Consider the following 14,456-nt stretch of genomic DNA (forward strand, 5'->3'; position numbering starts at 1 on the left):
CCGCCCGCCCCCTCCCGCTCCACGTCGGGCTCAGTCCTGCCCGACGCCCAGCACCGTCGCCTCCAGATACTGCTCAGGCTCCTTGTACTGGCTGACGTCGGCCGGGTTGTAGCGCGGGGTCTGCCGGGACCAGTCGAGGTTCCCGCGCATCCAGCTCCGCATCCCGTCCAGATACGGCTCCAGCATCCAGGCGAGCTGCGGGTAGGCGGCCAGCAGCTCGGCCTCCGCCGTCAGGAAGCGCTCGGTCTCCGTGGCGATCTCCGCGCAGACGTGTTCCAGCGCCTGCTGCTTGCCGAAACCGCGGTGGTGCCGGACGAGGTGCACGAGGTTGTGGATCTCGCCGAGAACCTGTTCCTTCTCGTACGAGTACACGTCATTGGCCCAGCACACGACGTTGCACGAGGCTTCGAGCGCGGTGATGAAGCGCGGGTCGTTGTGGATGGACTCGGGCGCCTCGATGCCGGCCACGATCTCTATCAGGTCCATGCAGACGTGTATCGCGCCCGTGTGGCGGCGCTTCTCCACGTATGTGGCCTCGGCCGGGACCACGCCGTCCGCGCGGTTCCCGGCCTCCCAGGTGGTGGCCGTCGTGAGATAGGTGATCAGGTGCCAGGCGAAGCGCCGCCGCCAGTGGGCCGCGGCGGCCGGCATCGTGCGTTCCCACAGGTCCGCGAGGGCGACGACCGCGGCCGGCAGCCGCTCGTTCGCCAGGGTGCCCGTGCCGGTGCCCTCGACCACGGACTGCATCAGTGCGACGACGTCCCGTACGCGGTCCGGGCTCCGGCCCAGGTGGCCGTCGTCCAGTTGGTCGTCGACGAGAAACAGCCAGACGAACCAGTCGGCGACGAGGTCCAGGTTCTTGCTGTCGGCAGTCGGGTAGACCATGCCGACGAAGGCCCCGAAGTCCGCTTGCTCGAAGCGGTCCCTGGCTGAATCCCGGTGCACCAGACCGGTGTTGCGGGTCCAGCTGTCAAGGTGCTCCCGTACGTGCCCGACGTGCGGGTTCGTCCGCTGGGGGAACGGGCAGTAGATGTCCGGCAGTTCGCTCTCCACGGGCGGGTCGTGATCCTCTCCGGTCGTACGTGTGGCGGCAGTTGTGGCCGCGCCGCCTTGATGCTCCGGGGTGTCTGGTGACCCGCGGGACCTGCGCGTTTGAAGCTACCTGACCCCGAGTCACCAGGTCCAGGGAAGGTGATCACGAATGATTCCGACGCCCCTCGGGTAGGGTCTGTGGGCAAGGCAGGTTCCACTTGCCCGGGACTCCCGATCTTGTTCCTTGGAGGAACATACGAAGGCGGGAGTCGTTTGCTGTGTCTTCGTGGAAGCGACCTGCGCCATTTCGTATGAAAAAATGAGTGTTATGCGTTTTCTTGAGCCCGGCACCGGTCGATACACAGAGTCCCCCTCCGTCCCGTACGACCTCACGTACGACGACGTCTTCATGGTTCCGGGCAGGTCGGCGGTCGGATCCCGCCAGGGGGTCGATCTCTCCTCGCCCGACGGGACCGGCACCACCATCCCGCTCGTCGTCGCGAACATGACGGCCATCGCGGGCCGCCGGATGGCCGAAACCATCGCCCGTCGCGGTGGGCTCGTCGTCATCCCGCAGGACATCCCGATCGAGGTCGTCACCGAGGTCATCAGCTGGGTGAAAACGCGCCACCTCGTGCTCGACACCCCCATCGTGCTGGCCCCCGGCCAGACGGTCGCCGACGCGCTGTCCCTGCTGCCCAAGCGGGCCCACGGTGCCGGGGTCGTCGTCGACGGTGACGGTCGTCCCGTCGGCGTCGTCACCGACCACGACCTGACCGGCGTCGACCGCTTCACCCAGCTCTCCGAGGTCATGTCGAAGGACCTCGTGCTGCTGGACGCGGACATCGACCCGCGCGACGCGTTCAACAAGCTCGACGGCGCCAACCGCAAGCTCGCCCCCGCGGTCGACGCGGAGGGCCGGCTCGTCGGCATCCTCACCCGTAAGGCCGCCCTGCGCGCCACGCTCTACACCCCGGCCACCGACGCGGCGGGCAGGCTGCGGATCGCGGCCGCCGTCGGCATCAACGGCGATGTGGCGGGCAAGGCCAAGCAGCTCCTCGACGCCGGCGCCGACACCCTGGTCGTCGACACCGCGCACGGTCACCAGGAGTCCATGATCAACGCGGTGCGAGCGGTCAGGGCGCTGGATCCGCAGGTACCGATCGTCGCCGGCAACATCGTCGCCGCCGAAGGTGTGCGCGACCTCATCGAGGCCGGCGCGGACATCATCAAGGTCGGTGTCGGACCCGGCGCGATGTGCACCACCCGGATGATGACGGGCGTGGGCAGGCCCCAGTTCTCCGCCGTCCTGGAGTGCGCCGCCGAGGCGAAGAAGTACGGCAAGCACGTCTGGGCCGACGGCGGTGTCCGTCACCCGCGCGATGTGGCCATGGCGCTCGCCGCCGGTGCCTCCAACGTGATGATCGGCTCCTGGTTCGCCGGGACGCACGAGTCGCCCGGCGACCTCCAGCAGTCCGCGGACGGGCGCTTCTACAAGGAGTCCTTCGGCATGGCGTCCGCGCGCGCCGTGAAGAACCGTACGTCCGACGAGTCGGCGTACGACCGGGCCCGCAAGGCGCTCTTCGAGGAGGGCATCTCCACCTCGCGGATGTTCCTTGACCCGTCCCGTCCCGGTGTCGAGGACCTGGTCGACTCGATCATCGCGGGCGTCCGTTCCTCCTGCACGTACGCCGGTGCGGGCTCCCTCGCGGAGTTCGCCGAGAAGGCGGTCGTGGGTGTGCAGAGTGCCGCCGGTTACGCGGAGGGCAAGCCGCTGCACGCCAGCTGGGGCTGATCCCGCCCGCTCGCACCGACCGTGCCCCTTCCGGCTGTTCACGCCGGAAGGGGCACGGCTGTCTCCGGGCGTCCGGAGGCCGGGACGTGGCCGGAAACGGTGCTCCCGGGAAGGCCGGGATGCATGCCAACTCTGTTGAAAAATAAGTAATATGAATTCCACTCAGCTGCCCGCCACTCTGCGGTAAGGGATCTCATGTCCTTCTTCACTGACCTGGCCCATCAGTACATCGACGGAGAGTGGAGGCCGGGCAAGGGTTCCTGGGACATCATCGACTTCAATCCGTTCGACGGGGAGAAGCTCGCCTCCATCACGGTCGCCACGGCCGACGAGGTGGACCAGGCCTACCGCGCGGCCGAGACCGCTCAGCAGGCGTGGGCGGACACCAACCCGTACGCCAGGCGCGCGGTACTGGAGAAGGCCCTGCGGGTCGTCGAGGAGCGCGAGGACGAGTTCGGTGACGCGATCGTCGCCGAACTCGGCGGCACCCGGCTGAAGGCGGCCTTCGAACTGCACCTGGCCAAGGAGTTCCTGCGCGAGGCGATCCAGCTCGCGCTGAGGTCCACCGGGCAGATCCTGCCCTCGCCGACCCCCGGCAAGGAGAACCGCGTCTACCGGGTGCCGGTCGGCGTGGTCGGGGTCATCAGCCCCTTCAACTTCCCCTTCCTGCTCTCCCTGAAGTCCGTCGCCCCGGCCCTCGCGCTGGGCAACGCCGTGGTGCTCAAGCCGCACCAGAACACCCCGGTCTGCGGCGGCACACTGGTGGCCAAGGTGTTCGAGGACGCCGGACTGCCGGCCGGTCTGCTGAACGTCGTCGTCACCGACATCGCGGAGATCGGCGACGCGCTGCTGGAGCACCCCATACCGCAGGTCATCTCCTTCACCGGCTCCGACAAGGTCGGACGGCACGTCGCGACGGTGTGCGCCGCGAACCTCAAGCGCTCGGTGCTCGAACTCGGCGGCAACAGCGCGCTGATCGTGCTCGACGACGCCGATGTGGACTACGCCGTCGACGCGGCGGTGTTCAGCCGGTACGTGCACCAGGGGCAGGTCTGCATGGCTGCCAACCGGATCCTCGTCGACCGTGCGGTGGAGCAGGAGTTCACCGAGAAGTTCGTCGCGAAGGTCGCCTCGCTGCGCGTCGGTGACCCGGCCGACCCGGCCACCCAGATCGGCCCGCTGATCAACTCGACCCAGGCCGAGGCCATCTCCACCCTGGTCGATCAGACCGTCGAGGCCGGCGCGACCGCGCTGCTGCACGGACGGGCCGACGGAAACGTCGTGAGCCCCTCCGTCCTCACCGGGCTGGCGCCCGATTCGCCCGTGCTGTCCCAGGAGATCTTCGGCCCGGTCGCCCTCCTCGTGCCCTTCGACGGCGAGGACGAGGCGGTCCGGATCGCCAACGACACCCCGTACGGGCTGAGCGGAGCCGTTCACACCGCCAACATCGAGCGCGGGGTCCGCGTCGGACAGCGCATCCGCACCGGCATGATCCACATCAACGACGGCACCGTCCACGACGAGCCCATCGTCCCCTTCGGCGGCGAGAAGAACTCCGGGCTGGGGCGGCTGAACGGCGACTCGATGCTGGAGGCCTTCACCACGCAGAAGTGGATCTCCGTGCAGCACGGCCGCTCGCAGTTCCCGTTCTGATCCGGCACCACCTGCGGTGAGCGCGCCCCGAGGGGCGGGTCATGGTCTACTTCCGGGGGCGGCGATGCCGTCCCCGGAACCAGCCGGGCCCCGCCCCGCCAGAGCCTCGACCTCGCAGAGAAGTGACCGTACGACGTGCGACTGAACGACCTCGACGAACGCATCGTCCACGCCCTCGCCGAAGATGCCCGGCGCTCCTACGCCGACATCGGCGCGATCATCGGACTCTCCGCGCCCGCGGTGAAGCGCCGGGTGGACCGGCTGCGCGCCGAGGGCGCAATCACCGGCTTCACCGTGCGGGTGGACCCGGCGGCCCTCGGCTGGCAGACCGAGGGGTTCATCGAGATCTACTGCAGCAAGAACACCCCGCCGGAAGCCATCAAGCAGGGGCTCGCCCGGTATCCGGAGATCGCTTCCGCCTCCACGGTGACGGGCGATGCCGATGCGATCGTGCAGGTCTTCGCGGCTGACATGCGCCACTTCGAGCAGGTCCTCGAACGGATCGCGGGCGAGCCGTACATCGAGCGCACCAAGTCCGTGCTGGTTCTCTCACCGCTGCTCCGCCGGTACCCCTCGGGCTCGCCGGCGTAGCGACGCCCGGTCACTCCTCGTACCCCGGAATCCAGGGCAGCACCTTGAAGTCGCCCGTGCCGGCACGGACCTTCTCGAACGGGGCCGAGCTCAGGCACCTCGGTACCTCCAGGCCCGCGTCGGCGCCCACCCAGCTGTAACCGAGGCGATCGTGCTTGCCGAGGTCGTGGACGGTCACTCCGACGCGCTCGCCCTTGTTGTCCAGATCAGTGGCCGTGATGACGCCGGTCACGACGGCCACCTTGCCCCCGGTCACCAGGCAGTCCACCCGCACCTCGGCGTAGCCCGAGGTGCCGTCCGGGAACCGGTGACTGAAGCGGAACGTCCCGAACGCCTTGTCAGGGGCCATGTTGTCCTTCGCCGCGAGATGGGCGTCGAAGGAGAACGAGATGTCGTGCCCGGGGCGGTAGAGCTTCGCGCTTCCGGTCAGAGCGGCGGCTTCCCGGTACCGGTCCTTTCCGCCGGACCCCGGGGTGTGGCCGCCGGAGGCCACCGCCGATCCGGCGGCTCCGGCGGTGAGAAGTAACGCCGCTCCGATCGCGGCGAACCTTGCGCGGTGGTGTGTGCTGCGGGTCATGGCCCAGCTCCTCGGTGGCAGTATCGGCACGTCGTTCGTGCCGCCTCCACTGTCGCGTCCACGGGCCGGTGGCCGCATCGCTCCGAAGTCGTTCGTCACCTCCGCCGGAAGGCGGGCCGGCCGTCCGGCCCGAGACCGAAATCACCCTCCTGACCTGTAGGGATAGGGGGCGCAACGAATCGCCGTGTCAGGGCCCGGGCGCGCAACGGATCGACGGTGCATGCGCAACATTCGCGCCTTGTCCCGCCCGATCCGCGCCACGTACCGTCAGTACGTCTCCCATCCCACGCATCGTCCGAGGTCAGCCATGCCGCCGCTGCGCACCGCCCTGCTCCAGAGCTCCGGATTCCCGGGCTCGGTGGCCCGGAACATCGAGGTACTGGAGAGCGCCGCCCTTCGCGCCGCGGCGAGCGGCGCACGGCTGCTCGTCTGCCCCGAGATGTTCCTGACCGGGTACGCGATCGCGGACGACGTGCCCCGCCTGGCCGAAGCCGCCGACGGACCCGCCGCCCGGGCCGTCGCCGGGATCGCCGCACGTCACGGCATCGCCGTCCACTACGGATACCCGGAGCGCGACGGCGACACCCTGTACAACGCCGCACAGCTCATCGGGCCCGACGGCACCGCGCTCGCCCACTACCGCAAGACCCACCTCTTCGGCGACTTCGAGGAGCGGTGGTTCACCCCAGGAGACCGGCCCGTCGTCCAGGCCGAGCTCGACGGCCTCCGGATCGGCCTGCTGATCTGCTACGACGTCGAGTTCCCGGAGAACGTACGGGCTCACGCACTCGCCGGAACCGATCTCCTGCTGGTCCCGACCGCGCTGATGCACCCCTTCCCCTTCGTCGCGGAGTCCGTCGTCCCGGTCCGCGCCTTCGAGAACCAGCTCTACATCGCCTACGCCAACCGGACCGGCACCGAAGGCCCCTTCGAGTTCGTCGGACTGAGCGGTCTCGCAGGCCCCGACGGCACGGTGCGCGCCCGCGCCGGACGCGGCGAGGAACTCGTCATCGGCGACGTCGACCCCGGCCTCCTGACCACCTCCCGGGCCGGCAACCCCTATCTCCGCGACCGCCGCCCCGGTCTGTACGGCTCCCTCGTCTGAGACCCGCCGCCCCGGTCTGTACGGCTCCCTCGTCTGAGACCCGCCGCCCCGCCTTCGCCCACCCGTTTCCCGCAAGGAGTCCGTACCCCATGACGTCCACGGTGCCCCCGGCCGTCCCGCACACCGACGCAGCCCCGCCGATCACCATGTTCGGGCCGGACTTCCCCTACGCGTACGACGACTTCCTCGCCCACCCCGCGGGACTCGGCCAGATACCGGCGACCGAGCACGGCACCGAGGTCGCCGTCATCGGCGGCGGACTCTCGGGCATCGTCACCGCCTACGAGCTGATGAAGATGGGGCTCAGGCCCGTCGTCTACGAGGCGGACCGCATCGGCGGCCGGCTGCGCACCGTCGAGTTCGAGGGCTGCACCACGGACGGCGAACCGCTCACCGCCGAGATGGGCGCGATGCGCTTCCCGCCGTCCTCGACGGCCCTCCAGCACTACATCGACCTGGTCGGCCTGGAGACGAAGCCGTTCCCCAACCCGCTCTCCCCGGTCACGCCCTCGACCGTCGTCGACCTGAAGGGCGAATCGCACTACGCCCGGACCATCGACGACCTCCCGCAGGTCTACCGCGACGTTATGGACGCCTGGAACGCCTGCCTGGAGGAAGGCGCCGACTTCTCCGACATGAACCGGGCGATGCGCGAGCGCGACGTCCCGCGGATCCGGGAGATCTGGGCCCGGCTCGTCGAGAAGCTCGACAACCAGACCTTCTACGGCTTCCTCTGCGACTCCGACGCCTTCAAGTCCTTCCGCCACCGCGAGATCTTCGGTCAGGTCGGCTTCGGCACCGGCGGCTGGGACACCGACTTCCCCAACTCCATCCTGGAGATCCTCCGCGTCGTCTACACCGAGGCGGACGACCACCACCGCTCCATCGTCGGCGGCAGCCAGCAACTCCCACTGCGCCTGTGGGAACGCGAACCGCAGAAGATCGTCCACTGGCCGCTCGGCACGTCGCTCGCCTCGCTGCACGGCGGTGAGCCGCGCGGCGCCGTGACCCGGCTGCACCGCACGGCCGGCAACCGGATCACCGTCACCGACGCCTCCGGCGACATCCGCACCTTCCGGGCGGCGGTCTTCACCGGCCAGTCCTGGCTGCTGCTCTCCAAGATCGCCTGCGACGACGCGCTCTTCCCGATCGACCACTGGACGGCGATGGAGCGCACCCACTACATGGAGTCCTCCAAGCTGTTCGTGCCCGTCGACCGGCCGTTCTGGCTGGACAAGGACGAGACCACCGGGCGCGACGCCATGTCGATGACGCTGACCGACCGCATGACACGGGGCACGTACCTCCTCGACGACGGCCCGGACCGGCCGGCCAGCATCTGCCTCTCGTACACCTGGTGCGACGACAGCCTGAAGTGGCTGCCGCTGTCCGCGACGGAGCGCATGGACGTCATGCTGAAGTCGCTCGGAGAGATCTATCCGAACGTGGACATCCGAGGGCACATCACCGGCAACCCGGTGACCGTCTCCTGGGAGAACGAGCCGTACTTCATGGGCGCGTTCAAGGCCAACCTGCCCGGCCACTACCGCTACCAGCGGCGCCTGTTCACCCACTTCATGCAGGACCGGCTGCCCGCCGACAAGCGGGGACTGTTCCTGGCGGGCGACGACATCTCCTGGACGGCCGGATGGGCCGAGGGTGCCGTGCAGACCGCGCTGAACGCCGTCTGGGGCGTGATGACCCAGTTCGGCGGTGCCACCGACGCCACCAACCCCGGCCCGGGCGACCTCTTCGACGAGATCGCCCCGGTCGAACTCCCGGAGGACTGAGCCCGGTTCGGCCTCCGTTACGCGGGCCGGCAGAGGCTGCGCTGCCGGCCCAGGCCCGAGATCTCGACCTCCATCACATCGCCCTCGGCCAGGTACGGGAAGCGTCCGGACAGGGCGACGCCCTGCGGCGTACCGGTGTTGATGATGTCACCGGGCTCCAGCACCAGGTACTGCGACAGGTGGTGCACCAGATGCGCCACGCTGAAGATCATGTCCGCGGTGGAGGAGTCCTGCCGGGGCTGCGCGTTGACGAAGCTGCGCAACCGCAGCCGCTGCGGGTCGCCCGCCTCGTCGGGAGTCACCAGCACCGGGCCCAGCGGGTTGAAGGTGGCGCAGCTCTTGCCCTTCGACCACTGGCCGCCCGATTCCTCCAGCTGGAAGGCGCGCTCGGAGACGTCGTTGCTCACCGCGTAACCGGCGATGTGGGCGGCGGCGTCGGCGGGGGAGTCCAGGTAGGAGGCGCGGCGGCCGATCACCACGGCGAGCTCCACCTCCCAGTCGGTCTTCTTCGAACCGCGTGGGATGAGGACGTCGTCGTACGGACCGACCACCGTGTTCGGAGACTTGTAGAACAGGATCGGCTGCTTCGGAGGCTCGGCACCGGACTCCGCGGCATGGGCCGCGTAGTTCTGCCCGATGCACAGGAGCGCGGACGGCCGGGCCACCGGGGCGCCCACGCGCTGCCCCGTGATGTCGGTCTCGGGGAGCTTCGGCTCGGCGGGGATCAGGTGCGGGTTGTCGGCCAGCGCGGCGAGGAAGGCGCCGTCGATGTCGTCCGTGATGCCGGACAGGTCGTAGTGGCGGCCCTCGGGGCAGACGGCGACCGGGCGCTCATGGCCCGGCTCGCCGATGCGCATCAGTCGCATGGCGGTGAGATCTCCTGACGGGTACGGGGGTGGGGACCGAAGGGCGGAGGGGGTTCAGTGCAGGCGCGCGAGGGCGTCGGCGGTGACGGCGTGGACCGGGGGGCGCCCCGCGAGCAGCCGCAGTACCTCGTTGACGGCGCTGGTGCCCAGCCGCTGCCGGCACTCGACGCTGCCCGCCGCCTGGTGCGGGGTGAGCAGCACGTTCGGCAGCGCGCGGAAGGGGTGGCCGCCGGGCAGCGGCTCGGAGTCGAAGACGTCGATCGCCGCGTCCAGCCGCCCCGTTCTCAGTTCGGCGAGGAGCGCGTCCTCGTCGACCAGCCACGACCGGGCGGTGTTCACCAGGCCCGCCCCGTCCGGCATCAGCGCCAACTGGCGGGCACCCAGCATGTGGTGGGTCTCCTCGGTGACCGGGGCGTGGACGGCCACGATCCGGCTCCGGGTCAGCAGCGTCTCCAGCGGAACGGACGTCACCCCGAGCTCGCGGGCGTCCGCCTCCGACAGGAACGGGTCGGTGACGCCGACCCGCGCCCCCATCGCCCGCACCAGCCGGATGTACGCGCGCCCCGTCCGGGAGGCGCCGATCACGCCGATGTCGCTGCCGTGGATCTCGTGGCGCGGCGGGGCCTCGCTCGCCGCCGCCCACTCCAGCCCGCCGCGCAGCGCGTGGTCGAAGCGCTGGATGCGGTGGAGCAGCGACAGCGTGAAGGCCAGGGCCACTTCGGCGACCGGGCGGGCCATCTCGTCACCGGCCTGCGTGACCAGGATGGAGCGCCGGAACACGTCCTCGGTGACATAGGGCGCGACCGCCGAACCGGTGTGCGCCACCAACTCCAGCCGGTCCGCGTGCGCCAGTAGTTCCGCGTCCACCTTGGGGGCCCGCCATGAGGTGATCAGCGCACGGGCGCCGGGCAGGGCGGCCGCGACCGCCGCCCGGTCGGAGTGGTCGTCGATCACGACGAGTTCGGCCGCCCGCTCCAGTTCCTGCCACACCTCGGCGGTGAAGAACTGGGCGCGCAGGCCAGGCGGTACGGCGACGACGACCCGTGGGGAGCGGTCGGCGGGTTCAGGAGAGCCAGGCATCGAGGTGCTCCGCAACGAAGGCGTCATCGGTCAGCCAAGGGTAGGCCGAGGCCACCCGGGTGATCTCGTCGGCCTGTCCGGGGGAGAGCGTCTCGGCCGGGTCCAGGCAGCGGATGTTCGCCAGCAGCCCCTGACGGCGCAGCACTTCGTGCACCCCGGCGATGCAGCCGCGGAAGGCGCCCCGCACATCGAAGACCGCGCTGTTGGCATCGGTCAGCTCGGTGCGGCGGGCCAGACAGCGGACCACCGCCCCGTGGTCCCCGGCGCGGGCCCGGCGCACGTCGTCGAGCAATGTCACCGCGGAGCCCGTCCACACCGCCCACTGGCCGAGCAGTCCGCCCGCGAACCAGCGGGGGGTGCCGGCGGCCGTCTCGTACGGGGTGAGCAGATCGCCGATGATGTCGTCGTCGTTGCCCGTGTACAGCGCGACCTCGTCGGCCCGGTCCGCGGCGGCGACCGCCCGGACGACATCGGCGGTGCGGTAGCGGTCGAACGGGGCGATCTTCACCGCGACGGTGTGCGGCAGGTCGGTGAACGCGGACCAGAAGGCGGGCGACAGGTACCGCCCGCCGACGGCCTCCTGGAGGTAGAAGCCGATCACCGGCAGCACCTCGCCGACCGCCCGCGCCCGCTCCAGCAGCCCCTTCTCGTCGGCGCCGGGCACGGCCGGGCTGAGCAGCACCGCGTCGTAGCCGAGCTCGGCGGCCGTCTCGGCCTCGGCGACCGCCTGCGCGGTGTAGCCGCAGGCACCGGCGACCTTCACGAACGGCCGGCCGGCCTCGGCGTCGATCGTCTCGGCGGCGAGCTCCAGCACGGGACGGAAGAGGCCCACCTCCCGCTCGCGGATCTCGAACTGGGTGGTGTGCACGGCGACCGCGGCGCCGCCCGCGCCGGAGGCGAGGTAGTACCGGGTCAGGGCGCGCTGCCGGCGCTCGTCGAACGTGCCGTCCTCGTGCAGTGCGAGCGGATGGGCGGGAATCGCCGCGCCGTGGGCGAGCAACTCCAGCGCGGGCGTGGACAGGAGGGAGGGAGTGGACATGGAGTGGATCAGAACCTTCCGTCACGTACCTGGAACTTGGTGGGCTTGCCGGACAGCGGCAGCCCGCGGCGCAGCCAGTCGGCCTGCCATGCGACGAGGGTGCGCAGCGCCACGTCCGGGTAGCCGAACAGAGCGTGGCAGCGGCTCGCGTCGGAGAGCAGCGCGGTGGGCGCCTCCTGGCCGGCGAGGACGGGCTCCCGGTCGAACTCCTCGCCGAACCACTGGGCGATCCGGCGGACCGACGCGGTCTCGGGGCCGGTGAGGTTGAGGGTGAACGCCTCGCCGTCGGTGGCGTGCAGCAGCGAACGCAGGGCGACCTCGTTGGCGTATCCCTGCCACACCACGTTGGCGTGACCGGTCGTCACATCGACGGGCTCGCCCGCCCGGACGCGGTACGCGATGTCGGCGAGGACGCCGTAGCGCAGGTCCACCGCGTAGTTGAGGCGGATGTTGGCGACCTTGGTGCCACGGGTCAGCGCCGCGTGGCCGAAGATGCGCTCCCGGCCCAGGCACGACATGGCGTACTCGCCGACCGGGCCGACCGGGTCGGTCTCGGTGCAGCCGCCGGAGGAGACGGGCACCAGCGGGTAGACGTTGCCGGTGGAGAACGCGGCGATCCGCGCACCCGCCCAGCGCCGGGCGACCCGGTCCGGCATCGCGGCGTTCACCGCCCAGGCGAGCGAAGGCGCCCCGGCGGAACCGAACTTGGCGCCGACCATGAAGACGACGTTCCCGGCGTCGGGCAGTGCGGCCAGGTCGGCGGCAGGGTCCATCAGATCGAAGGCGACGGTACGGACCCCGGCCGCCTCCAGTTCCTCGGCCGCCGCCTTGTCCGACCAGCGGGAGACCGCGTACACGGTCACGTCCGCGCGGCCCGCGGCGTCCAGCGCACGGCGGGCCAGCCGGCACAGGCTGGGGCCCATCTTGCCGCCGGCGCCGAGCACCAGCAGATCGCCTTCGAGCCGGCCGAGATCGGCGACGAGCGCGGGTGAGGGAGTGGCGAGCCGCTCTTCGAGTGCGGCCTCATCGGTGAACATGTGTGGCTATCCCTTGATTCCGGACGCGGTGACGCCCTCGGTGAAGTAGCGCTGGCCCACCATGTACGCGGCGAAGATGGGCACGAACGCGATGACGGAGCCGGAGAGCACCACGTTGAGCGGCACGTTCTGCTGCTGGAGCGAGGCGATGCCGACCGTGAGGGTGCGCATGTCGGTGGACTGGCCGATGACCAGGGGCCACAGGAAGTCGTTCCAGTGCCACAGGAAGACGAAGACACCGAGCGTGGCGAGGATGGGCTTCAGCAGCGGCAGCACGATCCGGTAGAAGATCTGCCACTCACCGCAGCCGTCGAGCCGCGCCGCCTCGAAGAGCTCGTCCGGCAGCCCCTGGATGAACTGGCGCATCAGGAACACCGCCTGGGCGTTGGCCAGCGTCGGCACGATGAGTCCCCAGTACGTGTCGACGCCGCCCAGCTTCGCGATCATCGCGAAGGTCGGGATCATCGTGACGTGGTACGGGACCATCACCATCGACAGGAACGACCAGAACATCGTCTCCCGGCCCGGGAAGCGCTTCTTGGCGAAGGCGTATCCGGCCAGCGAGGCGAGCAGCAGCACGCCGACGACGGAGACGACCGAGTAGACCAGGGTGTTCAGCAGCCAGCGCGGCACGTCCTGGGCGCCCATGACGGTGTCGTACGCCTCGCCGGTCAGCGGCCACGGCAGCAGACTGCCGGGGAAGTCGACCGCCGCCGACGGCTTCAGGGAGAGCACGACCATCGCGTAGAACGGGAACACCGTGACGAGCGCGGCCACCGTCAGCAGCACGCCGCGGGCGATACGGCCGGTGCGGGTGGGGCGCATGCCGTACGGGACGGTGTCCCGCTCGGAGAGCTTGCGCAGCCTGCGTTCGGCCCGCCGCGCGGCCCGGTCCGGGGGCGGCGGGGTCGTGTGGACGGGCGGGGCCTCGGTCTCGGTGGGTGCCGCTGTCATGGTCACTGGTCCTTCCCGATCACGAGCCGCTGGATCACCGCGACCACCACGGTCAGCACGAAGAGCGCGACCCCGATGGCGGAGGCGTAACCCAGGTCGAAGTACTTGAAGCCCGCGTCGTAGAGCTGGAAGACGAGCGTGTAGCTGGCGTTGGCGGGGCCGCCGCCCGTCATGGTGTAGACGGCGTCGAAGACCTGGAACGAGGCCGTCGTCTCGATCACCGCGAGGAAGAACAGGGCGGGCTTGAGCTGCGGCAGCACGATGTGCCGGAACCGCTGCCAGGGCCCGGCCCCGTCGGTGAGGGCGGCCTCCTCCAGTTCGCGCGGGATGTCCTGCATCCGGGCGAGCAGGATGAGCATCCCGTACCCGAAGCGGGACCAGACGCCGACGATCGCGAGCGCGGGCAGCACCAGCACGTCGTCGGAGAGCCAGGAGCCCTCGGACATCCCGAACCAGCCCATCAGGGTGGACCACGGGCCGCCGGTCGAGAAGATCCACACGAAGACGGTCGCGGCCAGCACCAGCGAGGTGACGACCGGCAGGAAGAACACCGACCGGAAGAACTTGGCGCCGCGGAACGCGCGCCGCGTGATCAGTGCCAGGGACACCGACGCGATGAGCGTGCCCGGCACGGCGAGCACGGTGTAGAGGACGGTGACCTTCAGCGCCTGCCAGAACAGCGGGTCGTCCCACAGGCGGGTGAAGTTGTCGAGCCCGATGAAGCTGCCGCCGCCGGTGAGGGAGTAGTCGGTGAAGCTCATCAGCACACCGGCGACTCCCGGACCGAACCGGAAGGCGAGGAACAGCAGGAAACACGGAAGGACGAAGAGCAGGCCGATCCGGGCCTCGCGGCGCGCCTGCGGCCCGCTGCGACGGCCCCGGCGGGTGGGTTCCGCGACGACTGCCACGGGGATCTCCTTGCGGTACGGGGGGATTG

General features: G+C 70.2%; 13 protein-coding genes. 5 read left to right on the forward strand and 8 right to left on the reverse strand.

All coding sequences use genetic code 11. The features are described 5' to 3' along the window. Nucleotides 1-30: 30 nt before the first annotated feature. The gene (locus EAO72_RS07205; RefSeq protein WP_148016329.1) at nucleotides 31-1,053 is read right to left on the reverse strand and encodes a terpene synthase family protein; all 1,023 of its coding nucleotides are present in this window, start codon (nucleotides 1,051-1,053) and stop codon (nucleotides 31-33) included. A gap of 307 nt (nucleotides 1,054-1,360) precedes the next feature. On the opposite strand from EAO72_RS07205, the gene EAO72_RS07210 reads away from it, so the two are divergent. The 3 genes from EAO72_RS07210 to EAO72_RS07220 all read left to right on the forward strand — a co-directional run bounded on the left by EAO72_RS07210 (nucleotide 1,361) and on the right by EAO72_RS07220 (nucleotide 5,071). Beyond that, entirely contained in the window at nucleotides 1,361-2,827 is a 1,467-nt protein-coding gene (locus EAO72_RS07210; RefSeq protein WP_148016330.1) for a GuaB1 family IMP dehydrogenase-related protein, read from the forward strand. 195 nt (nucleotides 2,828-3,022) lie between these two features. Next, nucleotides 3,023-4,480, forward strand: a complete 1,458-nt coding sequence (locus EAO72_RS07215; RefSeq protein ID WP_148016331.1) for an aldehyde dehydrogenase family protein — start codon at nucleotides 3,023-3,025, stop codon at nucleotides 4,478-4,480. A gap of 135 nt (nucleotides 4,481-4,615) precedes the next feature. Next, on the forward strand, nucleotides 4,616-5,071 hold the full coding sequence (locus EAO72_RS07220) for an Lrp/AsnC family transcriptional regulator (protein ID WP_148016332.1): 456 nt from the start codon (nucleotides 4,616-4,618) through the stop codon (nucleotides 5,069-5,071). Nucleotides 5,072-5,081: 10 nt separating this feature from the next. Here the strand turns inward: EAO72_RS07220 and EAO72_RS07225 are convergent, their stop codons facing one another. Beyond that, on the reverse strand, nucleotides 5,082-5,648 hold the full coding sequence (locus tag EAO72_RS07225) for a Repetin (protein ID WP_148016333.1): 567 nt from the start codon (nucleotides 5,646-5,648) through the stop codon (nucleotides 5,082-5,084). Between the two features lie 307 nt (nucleotides 5,649-5,955). Here EAO72_RS07225 and EAO72_RS07230 point away from each other — a divergent pair, with 307 nt between their 5' ends. After that, complete coding sequence (locus tag EAO72_RS07230) at nucleotides 5,956-6,753, forward strand: carbon-nitrogen hydrolase family protein (RefSeq protein WP_148016465.1); 798 nt, start codon at nucleotides 5,956-5,958, stop codon at nucleotides 6,751-6,753. 89 nt (nucleotides 6,754-6,842) lie between these two features. Next, the gene (locus EAO72_RS07235) at nucleotides 6,843-8,543 is read left to right on the forward strand and encodes a flavin monoamine oxidase family protein (protein WP_148016334.1); all 1,701 of its coding nucleotides are present in this window, start codon (nucleotides 6,843-6,845) and stop codon (nucleotides 8,541-8,543) included. Between the two features lie 17 nt (nucleotides 8,544-8,560). Here the strand turns inward: EAO72_RS07235 and EAO72_RS07240 are convergent, their stop codons facing one another. The 6 genes from EAO72_RS07240 to EAO72_RS07265 are packed head-to-tail and all read right to left on the reverse strand — an operon-like array spanning nucleotide 8,561 to nucleotide 14,454. Then, nucleotides 8,561-9,409 (reverse strand): fumarylacetoacetate hydrolase family protein, encoded by an 849-nt coding sequence (locus tag EAO72_RS07240; RefSeq protein WP_148016335.1) that lies wholly within the window; start codon nucleotides 9,407-9,409, stop codon nucleotides 8,561-8,563. Nucleotides 9,410-9,463: 54 nt separating this feature from the next. Then, nucleotides 9,464-10,489, reverse strand: coding sequence for a hydroxyacid dehydrogenase (locus EAO72_RS07245; RefSeq protein ID WP_148016336.1), 1,026 nt, complete (start codon nucleotides 10,487-10,489; stop codon nucleotides 9,464-9,466). After that, a complete protein-coding gene (locus tag EAO72_RS07250; RefSeq protein WP_148016337.1) occupies nucleotides 10,473-11,528 on the reverse strand; it encodes a dihydrodipicolinate synthase family protein in 1,056 nt (351 codons plus the stop codon). The genes EAO72_RS07245 and EAO72_RS07250 overlap by 17 nt, the downstream gene beginning before the upstream one ends. A gap of 8 nt (nucleotides 11,529-11,536) precedes the next feature. Then, nucleotides 11,537-12,565 (reverse strand): NAD-dependent epimerase/dehydratase family protein, encoded by a 1,029-nt coding sequence (locus EAO72_RS07255; RefSeq protein WP_148016338.1) that lies wholly within the window; start codon nucleotides 12,563-12,565, stop codon nucleotides 11,537-11,539. 6 nt (nucleotides 12,566-12,571) lie between these two features. Continuing rightward, entirely contained in the window at nucleotides 12,572-13,519 is a 948-nt protein-coding gene (locus tag EAO72_RS07260; RefSeq protein ID WP_148016339.1) for a carbohydrate ABC transporter permease, read from the reverse strand. Nucleotides 13,520-13,521: 2 nt separating this feature from the next. Beyond that, nucleotides 13,522-14,454: a carbohydrate ABC transporter permease gene (locus tag EAO72_RS07265; RefSeq protein ID WP_261991347.1), complete on the reverse strand. Its 933-nt coding sequence runs from the start codon at nucleotides 14,452-14,454 to the stop codon at nucleotides 13,522-13,524. Nucleotides 14,455-14,456 lie beyond the last annotated feature (2 nt).

Source organism: Streptomyces sp. OR43 (assembly GCF_008042275.1).
In the GTDB taxonomy this organism is placed as follows: Bacteria; Actinomycetota; Actinomycetes; order Streptomycetales; family Streptomycetaceae; genus Streptomyces.

Bases quoted from the DNA above. Each gene is read 5' to 3' on its own strand.
- EAO72_RS07235 (WP_148016334.1), top strand. From the start codon at position 6,843: ATGACGTCCACGGTGCCCCCGGCCGTCCCGCACACCGACGCAGCCCCG.
- EAO72_RS07250 (WP_148016337.1), bottom strand. From the start codon at position 11,528: ATGTCCACTCCCTCCCTCCTGTCCACGCCCGCGCTGGAGTTGCTCGCC.
- EAO72_RS07215 (WP_148016331.1), top strand. From the start codon at position 3,023: ATGTCCTTCTTCACTGACCTGGCCCATCAGTACATCGACGGAGAGTGG.
- EAO72_RS07225 (WP_148016333.1), bottom strand. From the start codon at position 5,648: ATGACCCGCAGCACACACCACCGCGCAAGGTTCGCCGCGATCGGAGCG.
- EAO72_RS07260 (WP_148016339.1), bottom strand. From the start codon at position 13,519: ATGACAGCGGCACCCACCGAGACCGAGGCCCCGCCCGTCCACACGACC.
- EAO72_RS07240 (WP_148016335.1), bottom strand. From the start codon at position 9,409: ATGCGACTGATGCGCATCGGCGAGCCGGGCCATGAGCGCCCGGTCGCC.
- EAO72_RS07230 (WP_148016465.1), top strand. From the start codon at position 5,956: ATGCCGCCGCTGCGCACCGCCCTGCTCCAGAGCTCCGGATTCCCGGGC.
- EAO72_RS07255 (WP_148016338.1), bottom strand. From the start codon at position 12,565: ATGTTCACCGATGAGGCCGCACTCGAAGAGCGGCTCGCCACTCCCTCA.
- EAO72_RS07245 (WP_148016336.1), bottom strand. From the start codon at position 10,489: ATGCCTGGCTCTCCTGAACCCGCCGACCGCTCCCCACGGGTCGTCGTC.
- EAO72_RS07210 (WP_148016330.1), top strand. From the start codon at position 1,361: ATGCGTTTTCTTGAGCCCGGCACCGGTCGATACACAGAGTCCCCCTCC.